Genomic DNA, 19,340 nt, shown 5'->3' with positions numbered 1-19,340 from the left:
TATCGGGGGATGGATTTCGAATGATCAAAAAAGATCTTGGGCTGCTGCTTTTGATCGTCGTCGTCGGCATTGTCGTCGCCATCATCAATCCGCGCTTCCTGCTGCCAATCAATCTGGCCAATACCGCCAACCTGATCGGACTGTTCGGCATCCTGTCGATCGGTCAGGCCTACGTCATCATCACAGGCGGTATCGAACTTTCCGTGGGCTCGCTTGTAGCGCTTCTTGGGGTGCTGTTTGTCGATTTCGTTGCGGTGCAGGACATGTCGTGGATGCTGGCGCTGCCACTCATTCTGGTGCTGGGTGCGGCCATCGGTGCCATTCACGGCCTGCTGATCACCCGGCTGAACCTACAGCCCTTCGTCGTCACCCTCTGCGGCCTGCTAATTTATCGCGGAGCAGCGCGTTTCTATACGGCCGACGGAACCGCGGGTTTTGCGTTCGGCCAGAGTTTTCCAGACCTTGAATTCCTAACCGCCGGCCGGCTCTACGGTATTCCGAACACGTTTATTGCACTCGTCATCATTGCCGTCGTGATGTGGGTGGTGCTGCACCGCTCTGTCTTTGGGCGGTATCTTTATGCAATCGGCAAGAACGAAGAGGCGGCTCGCTATTCCGGTATCCGGACCGGCAGGATGGTAATGTCGGCCTATGTCATTTGCGGACTTCTTACGGCGCTTTCGGCGATCTACTTTGCGATGTACACACGCTCGATCTCGCCGGCGAGCCATGGCCAGTTCTATGAGCTCTATGCGATTGCCGCTGCCGTACTCGGCGGATTTTCGCTACGCGGAGGAGAAGGTTCGATTGTTGGCGCCGTGCTCGGAACGGTGCTGCTCCAGGAGTTGCAGAATCTCGTCAATCTGCTTGGCATCCCCTCGTCGCTGAATTTCGCCGTCATGGGAGGCGTGATCCTTATTGGCGTCCTGATCGACCAGCAATGGAACGCGATCCGTGCACAGCGACGCCTCGTCTCTGCCGCTCGCCAGACCGAAGCCCATATGGCGGACCAAGCCACAGTGCCCGTGACTGCCAATCAGGACTAGGTTGGTGGCTATGATGGCTTGGTCAGGCCGGCACTGATGTCCGAACCTTGCCGGCAGCTGCCGATTAATCTAAAACGACGGAGGGCGCCGGCGGTTACCGGCAGCCTCGTATGCAGAGCGCCAGAGCACTATTTCGTCCCAGCATGCGTCGCCAAGCTGCTACCTTCCAGATGCACACTAGCCCCACGCCATCTCCAGTCCGATCGTGCCTTGTTGTTCAATCCGCGCAGATCAGTTGCGCGGCTGCGTGAGCGCCAAGGCGACGGTTGATGCGGCCAGGGCGGAGGTAAGGGTCAAGGGCCCGACTGCGCCGTAATGATCGACGATATAGCCGCCGAGTACCGCACCGATGCTGATGGCAACTTGAAAAGACACGACCATCAGACTGCCGGCTGCCTCCAGAGCGTCGGATGCCCCGCGGGAGAGGTTGGTCGGCAGCACCACCGGGGCCATGCCGAAGGCGAAGCCCCAAAGCGTAACGAAACCGAAGGCAGCGCCGATATGGACGCCCCAAAGCACCAGCGCGAGCGCAGCAAACGCCATTAACGCTGCGGTGATTGCGAGTGCCATGCGGATATTGAGGTCGGCCACTCGCCCGCCCGCAATGTTTCCGATCACAGAGGCGATACCAAATCCGAGCAGCGCCATGGCAATCGGCCAAGTTTGCAGGAGCGTCACGTTTTCAAGGAAGGGGCGCACATAAACCGAACCGGCAAAATGCCCTGTCATAAGCAAAAGGATGGCAAGCATTCCGAGCTGAACGCCACGCCGCCCTGTCAGCCGAAAAACATCGGCAAGACTGTTGCCTGTACTTGCGGGCAGCGTTGGCAAGCTGAGTACCTGCAGCAGCATGGCAAGCGCCGCAAGCCCTGCTGTCATAGCCATGGCGGGCCGCCAGCCCAGCCAGTCGGTGATCAAGGCGCCGACCGACGGTGCAGCGATGGTGGCGAGCGAGACCCCGAGAGTGACGACAGCCATCCCGCGCCCCGTCGCATTCGCGCCAACCAACCTCGCCACAACGGCAACCGAAAGCGCCCAGAATCCGCTAAGCGCGATGCCTAATCCGGCTCGACCCAGCAACAAAAACCAAAAATCCGTCGCTAGCGCGGCAAGTATGTTAGAGCCGATTGCCAACGCACTAAGACCAACCAGTACGGTCTTGCGGTTCAATCTGCCGATGAGAACATTGCTCAACAAGGCGGTCACTGCGCCGATAGAAGCGGTCGCGGTTACGACCTGCCCGGCTGTTCCTTCACTAATGCCGAGATCGCGAGCCATTGGCGTCAACAGGCCCGCCGGCAAGAACTCAGCTGACACCAGCGCAAAGCTGGTCGCCGCCATCGAAAGGACGGCGAACCAAGTCGCTGGGCTCCACGCGGCTGGCTCGGCAGTATTAAACTCTACCGCGATGTCGTCTTGTTGTGATGTCGTGTCCGTCATTGAATCATCTCCTACGTTCGGAGATTTCATAGACGAAGTTGCCGGGATGATATGTGTCCTAAAATCCGAAATCCATGTCCATTCGTCCGGAACTTGTGCGACGCACAACGCCGGGCGAGACGCTAGTGATGCGCTTGAAGGCGCGCGCGAAGGACGCCTCGGATTCGTAACCCAACCGGGAGGCAACTTCGGCAACCGACATGCCGCTTTGACCTAGCAATTCGCGGGCAAGCTGCATCCGCAGCCGGGCAAGATAGCGTGCAGCGCCCTCTCCTAGGACAGTGCTGAAGCGTTCGGCAAAGAGCGAGCGCGACTGGCCTGCCACACTGGCGAGGCGTTCTAAGGTCCAGTTATGGCCTGGGTCTCGGTGCATCGCTGCCAATACACGACCGAGATGGGGGTCACGGATGGCGGCGAGCCAGCCGGTTGTCGAGGCTCCACTGCAGTTAACCCAGCACCGGATAAGCCGTGCTGCGAGCAAGTCCGCCATGCGGGAAAGGACAGTGGCGCTCCCCATCTGAGGCTGCGAAGCCTCTACCGTCATGGCCGCCAGCAGCGGACCAATGATCGGATCGTTGCCGGCGACATCGCAGCCCCTGATCATTGGCGGCATCAAGGCGATCAAGGGGTTCAGGGCATATGCGCTCAACGCCATGGAGCCGCAGAAGAGCGTGCTGGTCCTACCCGTTCCTTCCCGCACCACTTCGCAAACATTGCTGCCCACCCTTGTTATCTGACAGCTTTCAAGTGAGCAGCCCTCGACATCTGGTGCGCTGGCCAATCGATGTGCGATACCTTGCGGCAGTAGCACCAGATCTCCGTCGTTCAACTCCTGCCATCCTTCGGCTTCGGTATGAATCCAGCACGGACCTTGGCTAACGAAGTGAAAGCGAAGCAGCTGTTGGTGGGGAAAGGCGATGCTCCAAGGATGTTGGAGTTCGCACCGCCCATAGTTCACTCCATTCAAGCGAAAGTCTTGTAGCACTTCGCTCAGCGCATCCATTGGGATATTTGACGAAAGCTGTCGGGACGAATGATCAAGCATTTCGCCAATTTAAGTCTCGAACGTCCTGCATGCAAGTACGATGGTCGCCACGCAACTCCCTTCCGATGGCGGCACCGCTGAGAGCCGTGAGAGAGATCGCGCTCGAATTCGCAAAAGAATAGCGCGGATGAACGCCTGGTCCTTGGCATGACAAGGCAGATAAAAAATTTCTAATATCTCTTATTCTTTGGAACGTCATGTTCCGCCCGCCGATTAAATAAGACGGGACCTTTGTTGACCAGTACCCTATTAAATTTATAGGTTTTATGCATGGAGGATCCCCATGCAAGACCTGCGCATTGTTGGAATTTCAGGAAACGTAAAGGCGCCATCGCGCACATCTTCGCTCGTTGCGGCCGTTCTTCGACAGATCGAATCTAGATTTGGCTCTTCTGGACGGCACATCGATTTGGCAGTGTCTGCACCGGCGCTCTTCCGAGCCCTGCGGGTCGACCAGTTGGACGAGGAGGGCACAGAGATTGTGCGCGCGGTGGAGAGCGCAGATGTGCTGGTCGTCGGTTCGCCGGTCTATCGTGCTTCCTATAGCGGGGCGCTCAAGCATCTGTTCGACCTGGTTCACTACGAGGCGCTGGCAGGCAAGCCTGTAATCCTCGCCGCAACTGGCGGAACGCCGTTGCATGGTTTGATGATCGACCATCAGCTGCGGCCGCTGTTCAGCTTTTTCAAGGCACTGGCACTGCCAACATCGGTCTATGCGCTCGAGAGCGATTTCAATTCATACGCGGTTGCGAGTTCGGACATCCAGAAGCGGATCAGAGCGGCCGTGCATGAATTGGAGCTGATCGTTCCGCACGCCAGGACACTCGCTTTGGCGCGCGCAGAAGAACAATCGCGGCTGAGCGCCTGACAATCACGAATAAGGACGGAGAGAAAGACCGATGTCACAATCGAAAAAAGAACCCTTGAAATTCGCCTACTGGGTGCCGAACGTATCCGGCGGCCTGGTCATCAGTTCGGTCGAACAACGCACCGATTGGGGCATCGACTACAACCGCAAGCTCGCCCAGATCGCCGAACAGTCGGGCTTTGAATATGCCTTGAGCCAGATTCGCTTCACGGCCGGATATGGCGCCGACAACCAGCACGAGTCGGTTTCCTTTTCCCACGCACTTCTGGCGGCTACAGAAAAGCTTCGCGTCATTGCCGCGGTCCTGCCCGGCCCATGGAACCCGGCGCTACTCGCCAAGCAGATTTCGACGATCAGTCATCTCACCAACGGCCGCGTCGACGTCAACATTGTCTCCGGCTGGTTTCGCGGTGAATTCGCCGCCATCGGCGAGCCCTGGCTCGACCATGACGAACGTTACCGCCGCTCAGAGGAATTCATCCGGGCGATCCGCGGCATCTGGACGGAAGACGTCTATAACCTGCGCGGCGATTTCTATCGTTTCACAGACTATTCGATGAAGCCGAAGCCGATCGGCGGCATTCCGCAGGTTTTCCAGGGCGGCTCCTCGCGCGCGGCTCGCGATATGGCGGCCCGCGTTTCCGACTGGTACTTCACCAACGGCAACACGCCGGAAGGCCTGAAGGCCCAGGTGGATGACATCCGCGCCAAGGAAAAGGCGTTCGGCAAAACCTGGCGCACGAAGATCGGAATGAATGCTTTCGGCATCGTCCGCTCTTCGGAGAAGGAGGCGCAGGACGTTCTGCAGGAGATCCTCGATAAGGCCATCCCCGAGGCGGTCAAGGGATTCCACCACGAAGTCCAGAATGCCGGCAATGCCTCGCCGGAACGCGAGGGCAACTGGGCGAAGTCCACGTTCCAGGATCTGGTACAGTACAACGACGGTTTCCGTTCAAACCTGATTGGCACGCCGGAACAGGTCGCCGAACGCATCATTGGGCACAAGCGGGCGGGGGCTGATCTCATTCTGCTCGGCTTCCTGCACTTCCAGGAAGAAGTGGAATATTTCGGCAAGCACGTCCTGCCGATCGTCCGCGAACTGGAAGCGATCGAGGACCAGCGGCTGGAAGCCGCCGAGTAACGGCTTCCTTCACAAATTGAAACGCGAACGGCTCCCCATTGCGGGGAGCCGGGGGGTGGCGTGCGCCGACAGGTCGCGCGCCAGGATTTCTGCGCACAACGGAGCAGACGATGGTGAATGCGCATTACACGGCACTCGATGAGACCGCCACGCTGAGGGAATCTTCCTTGCGGCCGGCGTCCAATCGATCAAGTGGTCCCTTCCGGGATATCGAAAACAGTGCGCCTGCCCGTCAGCCGATCTTGGCGCTCGAGGAGATCACGCTTTCCTTCGGCGGCGTCACCGCGATCGCAAACGTCGATCTTGCAGTGCAGCCGGGGGAAATCCGGGCGATCATCGGGCCGAACGGGGCTGGCAAGAGCTCACTGATCAACGTGATCTCAGGGCAGTATCGGCCGGATGCCGGCCATATTCGCCTCAACGGCAAGGCTTATGCGCAGGTACCCACTGAGAAAGCCGCGCGCCTCGGCATTGCCCGAACCTTCCAGAATCTTGCCCTGTTCAAAGGGCTGACGGTTCTTGAAAACGTCATGACTGGCCTGGCATTTCAGCGCCGCTCGACCTTCGTCGGACAGGCGTTCGCGTCGCCTCGCGCTCGCCGCGAGGAGCGCGAGGCACGGGAACGAGCACGGCAAATCATTGAATTCCTGCATCTCGGACACGTCCACGACCAGCTTGCCGGCTCGCTGCCCTATGGCTTGCAGAAGCGCGTCGAACTTGCACGGGCGCTGGCGCCCGATCCGCAGATCCTGCTGCTCGATGAACCGATGGCCGGGATGACCGCCACGGAAAAACAGGAAATGGCGGGCTTCGTCCGCGCCGCACAGGTAGATTACGGCACGACCATCATCCTGATCGAACACGATATCGGCGTGGTCATGGGACTTTCCGACCAGATCGCCGTGCTCGATTACGGCCGCAAGATCGCCGACGGCCCGCCGGCTGAGGTGCGCGCCAACCAGGCCGTCATCGACGCCTATCTCGGCGTTGCCCGCGAGGGCCATCAAGAGGCGGGCGCGTGATGGAAAGCTTCGACTATCTGTTCTTCCTCGAGGTGCTGACAGGCGGATTGCTCTCCGGCGTCATGTACTCGCTCGTCGCAATCGGTTTCGTGCTGATCTACAAGACCTCGGGGGTGCTGAATTTCGCGCAAGGGGCGCTTCTGCTGTTTGCCGCTCTCACCTTCGTTTCATTGGTCGAGCGGGGGGTGCCGTTTGTTCTCGCGCTCGTCATTACCTTTGCCATCATGGTGTTGCTGGGCATCGGCATTGAACGCACGGTGCTGCGACCGCTCGTGAACAAGCCGCCGATCACGCTGTTCATGGCGACGCTTGGGCTTTCCTACATCATCGAGGGGGCTGCTCAGCTAATCTGGGGTACGCAGGTCCATGCCCTGGACCTCGGCATTGAGGACGTGCCATTCGAATTCTACGGGGTCTTCATTTCGCAGTTCGACCTCTTCGCCTCGGCCGTGGCGGCATTGATGGTCATCGGGCTGACACTCTTCTTCCGCTATACCCGGGTTGGCCTGACCTTTCGCGCGGCGGCGGACGATCAGTTCGCAGCACTCGCCGTTGGGCTTCGCCTGCCACGAATCTGGGCGACGGTCTGGGCGACCTCGGGCCTTGTCGCACTTGTTGCGGGCCTTCTTTGGGGTGCGCGAAGTGGCGTACAATTCTCGCTCTCGCTCGTGGTGCTGAAGGCCCTGCCGGTGCTCGTGCTCGGCGGCTTCGACTCGATCGCCGGCGCCATCATCGGCGGCCTCTTGATCGGGGCCTCGGAGAAGCTCGCCGAAGTCTATGTCGGCGAATATTTCGGCGGCGGTATCGAGGGATGGTTTGCCTATGTCATCGCGCTGATCTTCCTGCTCGTCCGGCCCTCCGGCTTGTTCGGCCAGAAACTCGTGGAAAGGGTCTGACCCATGGCTGTCATCACCTCCGAGCCCGTCTTGTCTGCAAAGCTTTCGGGCTGGCTAGCACCGCTCGCCGTCCTCGCCGCCGCAGCCGTCGTGCCCTTCGTCGGCTCGAGCTACCTGATTGAGGCGTTGCTCCTTCCTTTCCTGGCGCTATCATTGGCTGGCGTCGGGCTCAATCTGCTCACCGGCTATGCCGGCCAGGTATCGCTCGGCAGCGCCGCCTTCATGGCAGTCGGCGCCTTCGCAGCCTTCAATTTCAATCTGCGCGTCGAGGGTCTGCCGCTTCTCGTCTCTATTGCGCTTGCTGGTGGCATCGCGGCTGCCGTCGGCATCGTCTTCGGGCTGCCGAGCCTGCGCCTGCGCGGCTTCTATCTCGCGGTTTCCACTCTCGCGGCGCAATTCTTCGTACAGTGGGCGCTGACCAAGTTCGGCTGGTTCTCAAACGATAACCCGTCAGGCGTCATCGATGCGCCGAAGCTCGCTATCGCCGGCATCGATTTCGACAGTTCGACCGGGCGCTACTACTTCGCGCTGATCATCGTGACGGTTCTGACCTTGTTCGCCTGGCGCGTTGCGTCCTCCCAGACCGGCCGCAATTTCATCGCCATTCGCGACAACGAGACGGCGGCCCGGATCATCGGCGTGCCGGTGCTGCGCACCAAGCTGCTCGCCTTCGCGCTCTCCTCTTTCATCATCGGGGTTGCAGGCGCACTTTGGGCCTTTGCCTATCTTCGCACGGTGGAGCCGGCCGGCTTCAATCTCGACCGGTCGTTCCAGGTCCTGTTCATCATCATCATCGGCGGTCTGGCGACGATCCGCGGGGCCTTCCTGGGCGCGGCGCTGATGGTGGTCTTTCCCGTCCTGTTGTCGCGGGTCGGATCGTTCCTCCTAGGCGATCTGTTCGATTCCGGCGTGCTCGACATGAGCCAGCGCATTGTCATCGGCACACTCATCATCGCCTTCCTGATCCTCGAACCCGATGGACTCGCGGCACTCGGAAAACGTCAGATAGGACGTTTTAGACCCAGCGCGCCCAAACCCGTCGGCTGAGCTGCCAGATCATCATCTCTAATCACATTGGAACACCGGCAGAGGCCGGTCAACAGAGGGAGTTTGTCCAATGAAAAGTCTGAAAACCACATTCAAGGCGGCGGTCGCGGCGCTCGCCATCATCGGCACGACAGGCTTGGTGCCTGCCCATGCCGATGAGCAATATTTCCCGCTGCAGAGCTATCGCGTCGGGCCTTATGCGGCCGGCGGCACCGGCTTCTTCGGTGGTTTCATCGACTATCTTAACCTGATCAACAGCCGCGACGGCGGCGTGAACGGCGTCAAGCTCACCTGGGACGAATGCGAAACCCAATATGAGGTCGAGCGCGGCGTCGAATGCTACGAGCGCCAGAAGAGCCACCCGAATGCGGCAGCCTGGAACCCGCTTTCGGTCGGCATCGCCTATGCGATGATCGACCGCATCACCGGCGACAAGGTGCCGCTGATCACGGTAAACCACGGCCGTACCGACTCTACCGACGGGCGCGTCTTCCCCTATGTCTTCCCGCTGCTGCTCAATCCCTATTCGGAGACATCAGGCATCGTGAATTACCTTGCCTCGAAGGAAGGCGGCGTCGACAAGCTCAAGGGCAAGAAGATCGTCGTGCTCTATCACGGTTCGCCCTATGGCAAGGAAACCATCCCGATCTATGAGTTGCTGGCCCAGAAGTATGGCTTCACGGTCCAGCAGATCGAAGTGCCCCATCCTGGCAACGAACAGCAGTCGCAATGGCTGACGATCCGCCGCGCCAAACCGGATTACGTCGTTCTGCGCGGCTGGGGCGTAATGAACCCGGTAGCACTGAAGACGGCGGCCAAGGTCGGCTTCCCGGCCTCGAAGATCGTCGGGAATGTCTGGTCAAATTCGGAAGAAGACGTGATCCCGGCAGGGGAGGCCGCCATCGGTTATACCGCAATCACCACCCAGGCCTCGGGCGAGCAATATCCCGTCGTCCAGGAGATCGTGAAAACGCTCTACGACCAGGGCAAGGGCAACCTTGAAGACAAGAAGCGCATCGGCTCCGTCTACCATAATCTCGGCATCGTCAATGGCATCCTCAATGTCGAGGCGATCCGCACCGCCCAGGAAAAGTTCGGCAAGCGTACGTTGACCGGGGACGAAGTGCGCTGGGGCTTCGAGCACCTGAAGCTCGATGAGGCCAAGGTTGCGGCACTCGGCGCCAAAGATCTGTTCCACTCGATCAATGTCACCTGGGACAACCACGAAGGCGATGGCTATGTGACCTTCCAGCAATGGGACGGCAAGAAGTGGAACGTCGTCTCCGACTGGATCGCTCCGGATTGGAAGCTGTTACGTCCGATCATCGAAAAATCCTCGGAAGCCTACGCCAAGGAAAAAGGTATCAAGCTGCGCACGGCCGCGGATGCCGAAGGGACGGCGACCACCAACTGACACCATAAGGGATGGCGCCTGGCGCCATCCCTTACCCAATTGCAGCTGCGGCAACTTCATCGGTGGAGGACGGTTGCCTGCATTCCGCGCCTTTCGCTATCCATTTTTGGAACGAGTGACATGTCCGACGAAACGATCCTTCTCGATGTCCAAGCGGTGCAAGCCGTCTACAGTCAGACAATCAAAGCCCTGAACGGCGTGAGCTTTCGGGTCCGGCGAGGAGAAATCCTTGCACTTCTCGGATCGAACGGAGCGGGAAAGACAACGGCGCTGAAGGCCATCTCGAACCTGCTTCCGGCCGAGCGAGGTCAGGTCACATCAGGAACGATCCGCTTCGACGGGCGAAATGTGCTGAGCGCGAAGCCGTCTGACCTGGTTCGCTCCGGCCTCGTGCAGGTGCTTGAGGGCCGACATTGCTTCAAGAGCCTGTCGGTCGAGGAAAACCTCATCTCCGGCGGCCTCGGCCGCTCATCGTCCAGGGGCGAGATCGCCGCCGATCTCGAGCGCGTCTATGCCACTTTCCCTCGGCTCAAGGAGAAACGCCGCATCGCGGCAGGGCTTACATCTGGCGGTGAGCAGCAGATGACGGCGATCGGCCGGGCGCTGATGTCGCGGCCACGGCTTCTTGTTCTCGACGAACCGTCGATGGGGCTCGCGCCGCTCGTAATCAAGGACATCTTCCGCTCACTCAAGGCGCTGAATCGCGAACACGGCCTTACCATCCTTGTTGCCGAACAGAATTCGACGGTGGCGCTGCAATATGCCGATCATGCCACCGTCATCGAAAACGGCCTCGCCGTCTTGTCGGGTTCCGCCGCCGAATTGCGCGGCCGTGACGACATCAAGGCTTTCTATCTCGGGGAAGGCACGGCCTTCGCTCACGACAGGCCGGCGGCCTGATCCACTCTCACATCCACCACGAAAAGAGGAGACCAAAATGAACGTCATTGCCAAAACAGACAGGGTTGGGGTACCGGGCGTCAAACGGCCAGACAAGCCCGCGCATATCATCAGAGATGACGCAGAAGCGATCGCTGTTGCCCACCGGCTCGCCGCCGAGTTCGTCAAAGGTTCGGCGGATCGTGACCGCGAGCGGATCTGGCCGGCGGAAGAACTTGATGCCTTCTCGCAGAGCGGGCTCTGGTCGATCAACGTGCCCAAGGCCTTCGGCGGACCGGAGGTCTCCTATGTCACGCTTGCCAAGGTGGTCGAAATCGTCTCCGAGGCGGATTCGTCGATCGGACAGATCTCGCAGAACCACCTCGGCGTCGTGGCGGCGATCCGGACAGTCTCGGACAAAGCGCAGCAGGAACTGTTATTCGGCGAAATCCTGAAGGGCACGCGTTTCGGCAATGCGTTTTCCGAGTTTGGCTCCAAACGTGCCGTCGATTTCGAGACAAAGTTTGTGGACCAAGGCGACCACGTGGTCGTGAATGGCCGGAAGTTCTACTCGTCCGGCGCATTGCTTGCCCATAAGGTGCCGATCGTGGCGCTCGATGACGAGGGCCGTGCCTGGTACGCGATCGCCGACCGGGACGCTCCAGGTTTGACCGTCATCGACGACTGGTCGAGCTTCGGCCAGCGCACCACGCTCTCGGGAACCGTCGTCCTCGACAACGTCAAAGTCGACAAGGCCTGGCTGGTGCCCGGCTATAAGGGATATGACAAGCCGACGGCAGACGGCGCCATCTTCCAGATCATCCAGGTTGCTGTCGATACCGGCATCGCATCGGCAGCCATCAAGGAGACGATAAACTTCGTTCGCACCAAGTCGCGCGCGTGGGTCGACAGCGGCCTCGAGCACGCATGGGAGGACCCTTATACGATCCAGGCTATCGGTGGACTGCAGCTCAGGCTGCATGCCGCCCAGGCATTGCTCGACAAGGCCGGACTTGCGATCGACCGGGCGGTTGCCAATCCCGATGGCGACAGCGTGGCAGAAGCGCAGATCGCTACTGCAGAGGCCAAAATTCTTTCGACCGAAATCGCTATCGAGGCCACCAACAAGCTGTTTGAACTGGCCGGCACCCGCTCGACGCTCGCTGAACACAATCTCGACCGTCACTGGCGCAATGCCCGGACCCATACGTTGCATGATCCGGTACGGTGGAAATATTCGATCCTCGGCAAGTACTTCCTTAATGGTGAAAAACCGCCGCTACACGCCTGGAGTTGAAGATAGCCGTCATCGGCGCTGCAAGAAGACAACGTTCTGGTGGCAAGAGAAAGGCTCTTGCCACCGTCGCCCGCTCGCCCGTGTAAGTCGCCTCTTACGCAGCCTCACGCCGACCAGAGGACAGCTCGAGCTAAATCGGCGCATGGTGACAAGGCGCCATGTATTTTGCCGCGATTATAACGTGCATCAAGCCAGTTGCGTTTGCACGCGCTGATGCTAGTTTATGAGAGGGTGCCGATGGACTGGCGATGCGTCGGTCGCGTGTTCGGCGTGAGGGGGACACATATAGTGTCGGCGCAAAAATCATAAGGGATAAAGGGAAGATCTGGGGGGCGTCTCGCCGTCTTTTCTGGTTGGTGCTGCTGTTGAGTCTTGCCAAGGGCGTTGGGGGAGCCGAAGAGCCGCAACGGGTGCTGCTGCTGCATTCATTTGGCGCGCATTTTTCCCCGTTCAACGCCTTCTCGAGCGCGTTTCGGGTCGATCTCATTAGCCGATCCCGAAAGCCGATCGATATTTACGAGGCATCGCTTGAAACCGCGCGCTTTTCTTCCGATCAACAGGACGATCCGTTCGTGGACTACCTTACCGCTCTCGTAAGGGCGCGGCCGCCAAAGCTTGTTGTCACTATCGGGGGAGCTGCCACGCGGTTTGCTCAGGCTCACCGCAGCGAATTGTTCCCCTCGACACCTACCCTCTTCACAGCTCTGGACGAGCGCGTGTTGAAGGCCGACTCTCTGACAGCCAAGGACGCTGCGGTCGCGGTCAGTCTCGACCTGCCTGCAATGATCGAAAACATACTGCAGGTGAGACCCGAGACGAAAAAGGTCTTTGTCGTGATCGGCAGCTCCCCGCTTGAACGGTTCTGGGCGCAGGAAGCCGAGGAGGATTTCAAGCCCTTCAAGGATCGAATTGCCTTTGAATTTTCCAGCTCAATGTCGTTTGACCAGATCGTTTCCCGGGTTGCGGCGTTGCCGCCCAGCACGGCGATCCTGTCGGGTCTAATGGTGGTCGACGCGGCAGGCGTACCTTACGAAGAGGATCGGGTAATCGCCCGACTCCACGAGGCCGCCAATGCCCCATTGTTCGGTCTGTTTGACAGTCAACTAGGCAAGGGCATCGTTGGTGGCCCCCTGTTGGCAATTGACGATCTCGCAAGCGACGCTGCCGATGCCTCTTTGCGAATGCTGGCCGGCGATGCGCCAGCCGATATCCGCATACCTCCTCGCCGCCCAAGCGCACCGACCTTCGATGATCGAGAACTTGCCCGGTGGGGAATACCCGAAAGTCGTCTGCCGGTGGAGAGCGTTGCGCTGTTCAGGGAGCCAACTTTCTACGAAGCGTATCGATGGCAGATCCTCGGTGTTCTGGCTCTTCTGCTGATCGAAACCATCTTTGTGGTTGCGTTGCTCGAACACCGCAGGCGGCTGAGACGGACCAAGCAAGCGTTGAGTATCAGCGAGGAGCGTCTGAGCACGGCCGCCATTGCCGCGGACGTTGGCCTATGGGTCTGGGACATACAGAAGAATGACATCTGGGTGTCGGAGAGTGGGCGACAACTGTTCGGCTTGGGCGTCGAGGGCACGACGTTCGAGCACTTGGTCAAAGTGATCCACCCCGATGATCGCAGACCATTCTGGCGTGCCGTTGGTGAGGCGCTTACCCAGAGAGGGGAGTTCGAGCCGCAGTTTCGTCTGACTGTGCCGGGACGCGGACTACGCTGGGTCTCCTCACGCGGACGCGTGGAATTCGATTCAGCGGGCAATCCCAGCCGCATGCGTGGTGTGGCTGTCGACATCACCGGCCGACAGGCAGCGGAGGAGGAGGCGAGGGAGCTGAGCGGCCGGCTCATTCATGCTCACGAAGACGAGCGGGCGCGACTGGCACGCGAGCTGCACGATGATGTCACGCAGAGGCTGGCGGTTCTCGCTATTAATGCGGGACGTGGTGAGCGAAGGGCGGAAAGCCCCGCCGATCGTGCAGCGATGTATGAGATGCGCGAGGAGCTGGTCCGGCTGAGCGAGGATGTCCACTCGCTGTCTTATCGACTTCATCCATCGATCCTCGAAGACCTTGGACTGGAGGAAGCATTGCGGGCCGAGTGTGATCGTTTCGCCGGCTTGGAGCGGACGATCATAGACCTGGATACAGAGAGCTCCAGCACAAACATATCGCCGGACATTGCTTTGTGCCTGTTCCGCATCGCCCAGGAGGCGCTACGCAACGTCGGCCGTCACGCAAGCGCCAGCCGAGTGCGGGTATCTCTGATCCAAAAGGGGGACAAGTTGAACCTGACTATCCAGGACGACGGCAAAGGCTACAATCCACTGGCTGTAACCGGGAAGGCGAGCCTCGGTCTAGCCAGTATGCGGCAGCGCGCCAGATTGATTGGCGGAACAATCGAGATCAAGAGCGCCACGGGAGCCGGAACCACCGTGTTCGCGTCGGTTCCACTTTAGGAGAAGGACGATGGAACGGCTACGGGTGCTAGTGGCAGATGATCACGTGATGATGGCGGAGGGTCTGAAGCGTATTCTGGCCGACGATTTCGAGTTGATTGGCGTGGTGGAAGACGGTCGTGCGCTCGTCGACACCGCAAGGAGGCTCAGACCCGATGTCGTGGTCACCGACATTTCAATGCCGAACCTCAACGGCATCGAGGCTATCTATCACCTGAAGCGCGACAACCCCGCCGTCAAGATCGTCATCTTGACGATGCACCAGACGGCGGCTTACGCACGCCGTGCTATCGAAGCCGGCGCCTCCGCCTTTGTGGTGAAGCACGCAGCACCGGCCGAATTGGTGATGGCCATCCAAGCCGCGTTCAAGGGGAAGACCTTTATCGCTCCGTCAATGACCGCGGAGGTGCTGACAGATATCGAGCGCGATCCCAAACATGATGCAGAGCCCGCCCACGCTGCTCTCACCCAGCGCCAGCGCGAGATACTGCAATTGCTGACCGAGGGACACTCGGCCAAGGAGATTGCGGCGGCACTCTCGATATCACCGAGGACCGTAGAGTTTCATAAATACCAGATGATGGACGCACACCGTCTGCGCAATAGCGCCGAGCTCCTTCACTTCGCAATCAAGAACGGGATCGTCGCGGTCTGAACGCTTGAGCCCCGTAAATTTTCGGGCCGAGAACCCGTATTTTTGCGAGGTGACATTTCAGTTCCCTCAACCGATTTTTTAGGCTGTCCGCCTAAAGGGAGGGTACGATTAGCCAGTCACCTCGCTGCGCTCTACTAGCCGACCGTCACCTAGCCTTGAGCGACGGCATTCGCGGTCTATTGGAGGCGACATTTGGCGTTGTGGTGATGGTTGCGGACGAGCCATCGCTGTTCGAGACCATCGACCGCATGCGCGTGGAGCTCGCTGTTGTTGACATATCGATTGGGCATGGCAACGGCTCGAACATTATCAGCCGCCTGCGCGAGCAGTTTTGTGACCTCAAGCTGATTGTCATCAGCGTTCACGACGAGCCGAGTGTCCGCAGCGCAGTCCTGCGCGCGGGAGCGGATGCGTTCGTACTTAAACGAGCGATTGCAACGGACCTCATCCCCGCGCTGGACGCGCTCACAGGTACTGCCGAGCGGTGACGGCCACTGTGGCGATATAGAATTTTGATCGCGCAGGGGAGCAGTGTCGAGTACCCAATCGCAGGCGGGCCTAACCCTGAAAAATGCGCCAATGCGAAGCTCACCACCGTGTGGCGGAATTCCGCGTGACTTACTGAACGGCGCGTTCAACGGCAGCAAGGCCGAGCGTCCAGGCAAGAATTCGGAAGAGAGATGGAACGTCCTGGATGACACAGTTTTTGGGGATGCGAGGCCTTCGAGAAGCTCTAATCGAGAGGGGCAACGCTCACCTCGTAAATTTTCTACCCAGGAACTCGTAATATTACGAGGTGATTTTTGGCTCCGTTTTAAGCAACCTTGCGTTGGGGTCAGTGCCAAGCGGGCCTCTGGCTAGCATCTACGTCCATCTTGCGGCGCCTACCCGTACTCGCCTTGCTTTTCAGGCACCTGAGCAAGTCGCAGAAGACCATAAATTTAGGGGATGACATGGAGAAACGATCTCGCATTTTCAGTTGCGCTCTTTTGGCGATGTCGCTTGCCGCCGGTGTTGTCCGCGCGGAGACGATCAGCTTCGCAGATGCTGTATCGACACTCGTCCAGGCTTGCGGCACCGACATCAAAAAGCACTGCAGGGGAGTAAATCTCGCCGACCATGGCGTTCAACAATGCCTACAGCAGCACCAGGCCGAGGTTTCACCAAGCTGTACCACGACGCTCAGCGAGGTCACGAATTCAATCCAGTTGCGCCTAGCGGCGCAGGCCAGCGTCACCAAGATCTGCAGCGAAGATGCAGCGCGGGTTTGCCACGACGTGGCTCCTGGCGAGGCGAACCTTGTTAACTGTCTGGCCAGGGCGACAGAGGTCGTCGGCAAAAAATGCAGCCAAGCCATAACAGATGCCGGTTGGCGATAACTCTAGCTGGAGGGGTAAATGCGGATTTCAAAACTTGGGTTTATGCTCGCATTGGTCGGCACGATCACAGCGGGTAGCGCGTGTGCAGAAACCTTCACAAACCAGGAGCTGATCTCGACCCTCGGTCAAGTCGCCGAGGGAGCGCCATCCATCGATGCGGCCCTCCTTGCCGAGGAAGTCGCAGCAAATGTCGGCAAGGGAAGCACTGCACTGCCGGCGTGGTCTAGCCTTGCGGCGATGCCGCAGATCAACGTCGATATCGAGTTTGAACTCAACTCCGTAGTAATCGCACCAGAATCGTATCGGAATGTCGGCATGATCGCCGACGCCCTCCACGATCCGAGACTGCTTGGTCACAAGATTTTGATCGTTGGCCACACCGATTCGACCGGTGATGCGAAAGACAATCTCAAGCTCAGCCAGGCCCGAGCCGATGCGATTAGGGACGCGTTGAATACGACATTCGCAGTCGCGCCCGACCGGCTGTTTGCGGTTGGGGTCGGAGAGGAAATGCCATTGAACGTCACCGATCCAAAGGCCGCCGCAAATCGAAGAGTCCAGCTGATCAACGTCGGATTGCTTAAGTAACGCTGTCCGGAAGGAGCTCATGATGAATATTACCCGTCGCACCCTGACATTCGCCGGCCTCAGCCTACTCGCTGGAACCGCAATCTCTCCCGCCCTTGCCGAGTTCGGCGAAGGAGGATTGCACATTGGCGAGGACCTTGAGGATTTCTGGATTGCCACTGACGCATACATTTATGGCTACCCTTTGGTGACCATGGAAATGACGCGCCGCGTCATGACCAACGTGGCGGAACTCAAGGGCACCCGCGGCCCAATGGGGCATATCATCAAGCTGCGGCAGTATCCGGACGCGTCCTTCAAGGATGTTACAGCACCGAACGCCGATACGCTTTACACGACCTCCTGGCTTGATGTCGGCAAGGAGCCCTATGTGCTCAGCGTGCCCGACATGAAAGGACGGTATTTCCTGCTGCCGATGCTCGATGGCTGGACAAACGTCTTTCAGGTGCCGGGCAAGCGGACGACGGGCACGGGGGCACAGACATATGCCATTACGGCCCCCGGCTGGAGTGGTACGCTTCCCGAGGGAGTCACGAAATACGAGTCTCCGACCAATATTGTCTGGCTGCTCGGCCGAATTTACTGCACGGGAACCCCCGAGGACTACGCCGCGGTCCATAAGTTGCAGGACGAGTTCAAGTTGGTCCCGCTGAGTGCCTATGGCAAGGACTATACCCCGCCTCCCGGCAAGGTCGATCCGTCGATCGACATGAAGACGGCCGTGCGTGATCAGGTGAACCGTCTGACAGCCGTCGAGTATTTTACTCTGCTCGCGGAGCTCATGAAGACCAATCCGCCATCAGACGCAGATGCGCCCGCACTTGAACGGTTTGCGCGGATAGGATTGGTCGCAGGCAAGGATTTTGACGCCAGCAAGCTTAAGGCTGAGTTCCATAAGCGGATCCCCACCGTCGGGTTCGATCGGATCATGCTGCAGTTCAAGATAAACAGCCAGGTCAAGAATATTAATGGTTGGGCATTTACGACCAAGACTGGGCTTTACGGGACAGACTATCTCATGCGGGCGCTCGTCACGGCGATTGGTCTCGGTGCCAATCGTCCCCAGGACGCTGTCTATCCGACGTCCCAAAAGGACGCTCACGAGCGGACCTATGATGGCCGGAAGAATTATGTCATCCACTTCGATAAAGGCAAGGCGCCACCGGTCTCCGGCTTCTGGTCGCTGACCATGTATGACGAGAACTACTTCTTCGTCGCAAACCCAATCAATCGCTACTCAATCAGCCCTCGGCAAGATCTGAAGTATAACGCCGATGGGTCATTGGACCTTTTCCTCCAGCATGAGTCTCCCGGCAAAGGCAAGGAGTCGAACTGGTTGCCTGCACCGGCTGGCAAATTCATCCTGATGTTGAGACTATACTGGCCAAACGAGAATGACCCTTCAATCATCGACGCGACCTGGACGATCCCGCCCGTCGAGGTGATTGGCTAGAACGAGCGGCCCGTCGTCTGCAAACCGGACGACGGGCCAAATAGTTCTCACCATTCGAGAGAGAAAGCCTGATGACCTTCAAAAGAACTATATTGATTGCTGCCCCCTTGGCCGGCCTTGCCCTGTACGCCGGCGCAGTGCCGGCGCAAGATGCGATTTCTGCTCCTGCAGCAAAGTCCATTGGCGCTCCAAGCCATCAAAAGACTGAACTGGTTCCCTCGCTGATCGTGATGAATTCAAGCGGCGCGACATTGAAGGGCGACACACTCACCCTGACGAGCATTTCCGATAATTCGATCCTGTTTGCCGATCGGCCGGTTCGCTCGGCCGGCCATGCATTGACCAAGCACCTGCTGGAAGAATGGGCGCAGGGCGGCAGTTTTGAAAAAGATCCGCCGAACGCCACTGTCTCGGTGCTTAACAGGAATGGGGCCGGTGTCGAGGACGCTGTCGTCGTTCTGAAGGAACCGAAACTCGAAGGCACGAACCTGACATTTAAGGTGGATGTGCTTGAGGGCGGTCTTTCCAAGGCGGATGGTCCCGCATCGATCTTCATTGACATCATTGGCATGCCGAGGACGCCAATGTCCTTTGCGGGCGTTGCGCGCCGCACTGCGTTTCGGGGAGCATGGTATGCCGGGGCAGCAGCGGGAGCGGCTGCTGCCTACGGCCGGCCCGCTTGTGGCTTCTATCCATATCCCCCCTGCTACTAGA

General features: G+C 59.1%; 18 protein-coding genes. 16 read left to right on the top strand and 2 right to left on the bottom strand.

Annotated elements, in window-relative coordinates; translation table 11 throughout:
• Positions 1–20: 20 nt before the first annotated feature.
• Entirely contained in the window at positions 21–1,046 is a 1,026-nt protein-coding gene (locus BN77_RS25115; protein WP_007537412.1) for an ABC transporter permease, read from the top strand.
• 231 nt (positions 1,047–1,277) lie between these two features.
• On the opposite strand, the gene BN77_RS25110 is transcribed toward BN77_RS25115, so the two are convergent.
• A complete protein-coding gene (locus tag BN77_RS25110) occupies positions 1,278–2,486 on the bottom strand; it encodes an MFS transporter (RefSeq protein WP_007537410.1) in 1,209 nt (402 codons plus the stop codon).
• A 58-nt stretch (positions 2,487–2,544) separates the two neighbouring features.
• A complete protein-coding gene (locus BN77_RS25105; RefSeq protein ID WP_051177248.1) occupies positions 2,545–3,531 on the bottom strand; it encodes an AraC family transcriptional regulator in 987 nt (328 codons plus the stop codon).
• 283 nt (positions 3,532–3,814) lie between these two features.
• Here BN77_RS25105 and msuE point away from each other — a divergent pair, with 283 nt between their 5' ends.
• The 15 genes from msuE (at position 3,815) to BN77_RS25030 (ending at position 19,339) form a co-directional block, all read left to right on the top strand.
• Positions 3,815–4,399, top strand: a complete 585-nt coding sequence (msuE, locus tag BN77_RS25100; protein WP_007537404.1) for an FMN reductase — start codon at positions 3,815–3,817, stop codon at positions 4,397–4,399.
• 31 nt (positions 4,400–4,430) lie between these two features.
• A complete protein-coding gene (gene sfnG / locus BN77_RS25095) occupies positions 4,431–5,540 on the top strand; it encodes a dimethylsulfone monooxygenase SfnG (protein ID WP_007537402.1) in 1,110 nt (369 codons plus the stop codon).
• 110 nt (positions 5,541–5,650) lie between these two features.
• On the top strand, positions 5,651–6,562 hold the full coding sequence (locus BN77_RS25090; RefSeq protein WP_007537400.1) for an ABC transporter ATP-binding protein: 912 nt from the start codon (positions 5,651–5,653) through the stop codon (positions 6,560–6,562).
• Positions 6,562–7,458, top strand: a complete 897-nt coding sequence (locus BN77_RS25085; RefSeq protein ID WP_007537398.1) for a branched-chain amino acid ABC transporter permease — start codon at positions 6,562–6,564, stop codon at positions 7,456–7,458. Before BN77_RS25090 ends, BN77_RS25085 begins: the two co-directional genes overlap by 1 nt.
• Positions 7,459–7,461: 3 nt before the next feature.
• Positions 7,462–8,505, top strand: a complete 1,044-nt coding sequence (locus tag BN77_RS25080; RefSeq protein WP_007537396.1) for a branched-chain amino acid ABC transporter permease — start codon at positions 7,462–7,464, stop codon at positions 8,503–8,505.
• Positions 8,506–8,575: 70 nt separating this feature from the next.
• On the top strand, positions 8,576–9,919 hold the full coding sequence (locus BN77_RS25075) for an ABC transporter substrate-binding protein (protein ID WP_007537394.1): 1,344 nt from the start codon (positions 8,576–8,578) through the stop codon (positions 9,917–9,919).
• A gap of 120 nt (positions 9,920–10,039) precedes the next feature.
• Positions 10,040–10,819 (top strand): ABC transporter ATP-binding protein, encoded by a 780-nt coding sequence (locus BN77_RS25070; protein WP_007537392.1) that lies wholly within the window; start codon positions 10,040–10,042, stop codon positions 10,817–10,819.
• A 37-nt stretch (positions 10,820–10,856) separates the two neighbouring features.
• Positions 10,857–12,095, top strand: a complete 1,239-nt coding sequence (locus BN77_RS25065; protein WP_007537390.1) for an SfnB family sulfur acquisition oxidoreductase — start codon at positions 10,857–10,859, stop codon at positions 12,093–12,095.
• Positions 12,096–12,460: 365 nt separating this feature from the next.
• The gene (locus BN77_RS31545; RefSeq protein WP_167540383.1) at positions 12,461–14,551 is read left to right on the top strand and encodes a PAS domain-containing protein; all 2,091 of its coding nucleotides are present in this window, start codon (positions 12,461–12,463) and stop codon (positions 14,549–14,551) included.
• Between the two features lie 10 nt (positions 14,552–14,561).
• Positions 14,562–15,206, top strand: coding sequence for a response regulator (locus BN77_RS25055; RefSeq protein ID WP_007537386.1), 645 nt, complete (start codon positions 14,562–14,564; stop codon positions 15,204–15,206).
• 107 nt (positions 15,207–15,313) lie between these two features.
• Positions 15,314–15,694 (top strand): response regulator, encoded by a 381-nt coding sequence (locus BN77_RS25050; protein WP_081593600.1) that lies wholly within the window; start codon positions 15,314–15,316, stop codon positions 15,692–15,694.
• 411 nt (positions 15,695–16,105) lie between these two features.
• Complete coding sequence (locus tag BN77_RS25045; RefSeq protein WP_244426236.1) at positions 16,106–16,585, top strand: hypothetical protein; 480 nt, start codon at positions 16,106–16,108, stop codon at positions 16,583–16,585.
• Between the two features lie 18 nt (positions 16,586–16,603).
• Positions 16,604–17,173, top strand: a complete 570-nt coding sequence (locus BN77_RS25040) for an OmpA family protein (RefSeq protein ID WP_007537379.1) — start codon at positions 16,604–16,606, stop codon at positions 17,171–17,173.
• A 22-nt stretch (positions 17,174–17,195) separates the two neighbouring features.
• Positions 17,196–18,626: a DUF1254 domain-containing protein gene (locus tag BN77_RS25035; protein ID WP_007537377.1), complete on the top strand. Its 1,431-nt coding sequence runs from the start codon at positions 17,196–17,198 to the stop codon at positions 18,624–18,626.
• Positions 18,627–18,697: 71 nt separating this feature from the next.
• A complete protein-coding gene (locus BN77_RS25030; RefSeq protein ID WP_007537375.1) occupies positions 18,698–19,339 on the top strand; it encodes a hypothetical protein in 642 nt (213 codons plus the stop codon).
• Position 19,340: the final 1 nt, after the last annotated feature.

The organism is Rhizobium mesoamericanum STM3625 (assembly GCF_000312665.1).
Taxonomy (GTDB): Bacteria; Pseudomonadota; Alphaproteobacteria; order Rhizobiales; family Rhizobiaceae; genus Rhizobium; species Rhizobium mesoamericanum.
The sequence above is the reverse complement of the archived record's forward strand: the minus strand, read 5'-3'. Positions and strand labels throughout refer to the sequence as shown.

Excerpts from the sequence above, each read along its gene's own strand:
- BN77_RS25115 (WP_007537412.1), top strand. The coding sequence starts at position 21 with ATGATCAAAAAAGATCTTGGGCTGCTGCTTTTGATCGTCGTCGTCGGC.
- BN77_RS25110 (WP_007537410.1), bottom strand. The coding sequence starts at position 2,486 with ATGACGGACACGACATCACAACAAGACGACATCGCGGTAGAGTTTAAT.
- BN77_RS25105 (WP_051177248.1), bottom strand. The coding sequence starts at position 3,531 with ATGCTTGATCATTCGTCCCGACAGCTTTCGTCAAATATCCCAATGGAT.
- msuE (WP_007537404.1), top strand. The coding sequence starts at position 3,815 with ATGCAAGACCTGCGCATTGTTGGAATTTCAGGAAACGTAAAGGCGCCA.
- sfnG (WP_007537402.1), top strand. The coding sequence starts at position 4,431 with ATGTCACAATCGAAAAAAGAACCCTTGAAATTCGCCTACTGGGTGCCG.
- BN77_RS25090 (WP_007537400.1), top strand. The coding sequence starts at position 5,651 with ATGGTGAATGCGCATTACACGGCACTCGATGAGACCGCCACGCTGAGG.
- BN77_RS25085 (WP_007537398.1), top strand. The coding sequence starts at position 6,562 with ATGGAAAGCTTCGACTATCTGTTCTTCCTCGAGGTGCTGACAGGCGGA.
- BN77_RS25080 (WP_007537396.1), top strand. The coding sequence starts at position 7,462 with ATGGCTGTCATCACCTCCGAGCCCGTCTTGTCTGCAAAGCTTTCGGGC.
- BN77_RS25075 (WP_007537394.1), top strand. The coding sequence starts at position 8,576 with ATGAAAAGTCTGAAAACCACATTCAAGGCGGCGGTCGCGGCGCTCGCC.
- BN77_RS25070 (WP_007537392.1), top strand. The coding sequence starts at position 10,040 with ATGTCCGACGAAACGATCCTTCTCGATGTCCAAGCGGTGCAAGCCGTC.
- BN77_RS25065 (WP_007537390.1), top strand. The coding sequence starts at position 10,857 with ATGAACGTCATTGCCAAAACAGACAGGGTTGGGGTACCGGGCGTCAAA.
- BN77_RS25055 (WP_007537386.1), top strand. The coding sequence starts at position 14,562 with ATGGAACGGCTACGGGTGCTAGTGGCAGATGATCACGTGATGATGGCG.
- BN77_RS25040 (WP_007537379.1), top strand. The coding sequence starts at position 16,604 with ATGCGGATTTCAAAACTTGGGTTTATGCTCGCATTGGTCGGCACGATC.
- BN77_RS25035 (WP_007537377.1), top strand. The coding sequence starts at position 17,196 with ATGAATATTACCCGTCGCACCCTGACATTCGCCGGCCTCAGCCTACTC.
- BN77_RS25030 (WP_007537375.1), top strand. The coding sequence starts at position 18,698 with ATGACCTTCAAAAGAACTATATTGATTGCTGCCCCCTTGGCCGGCCTT.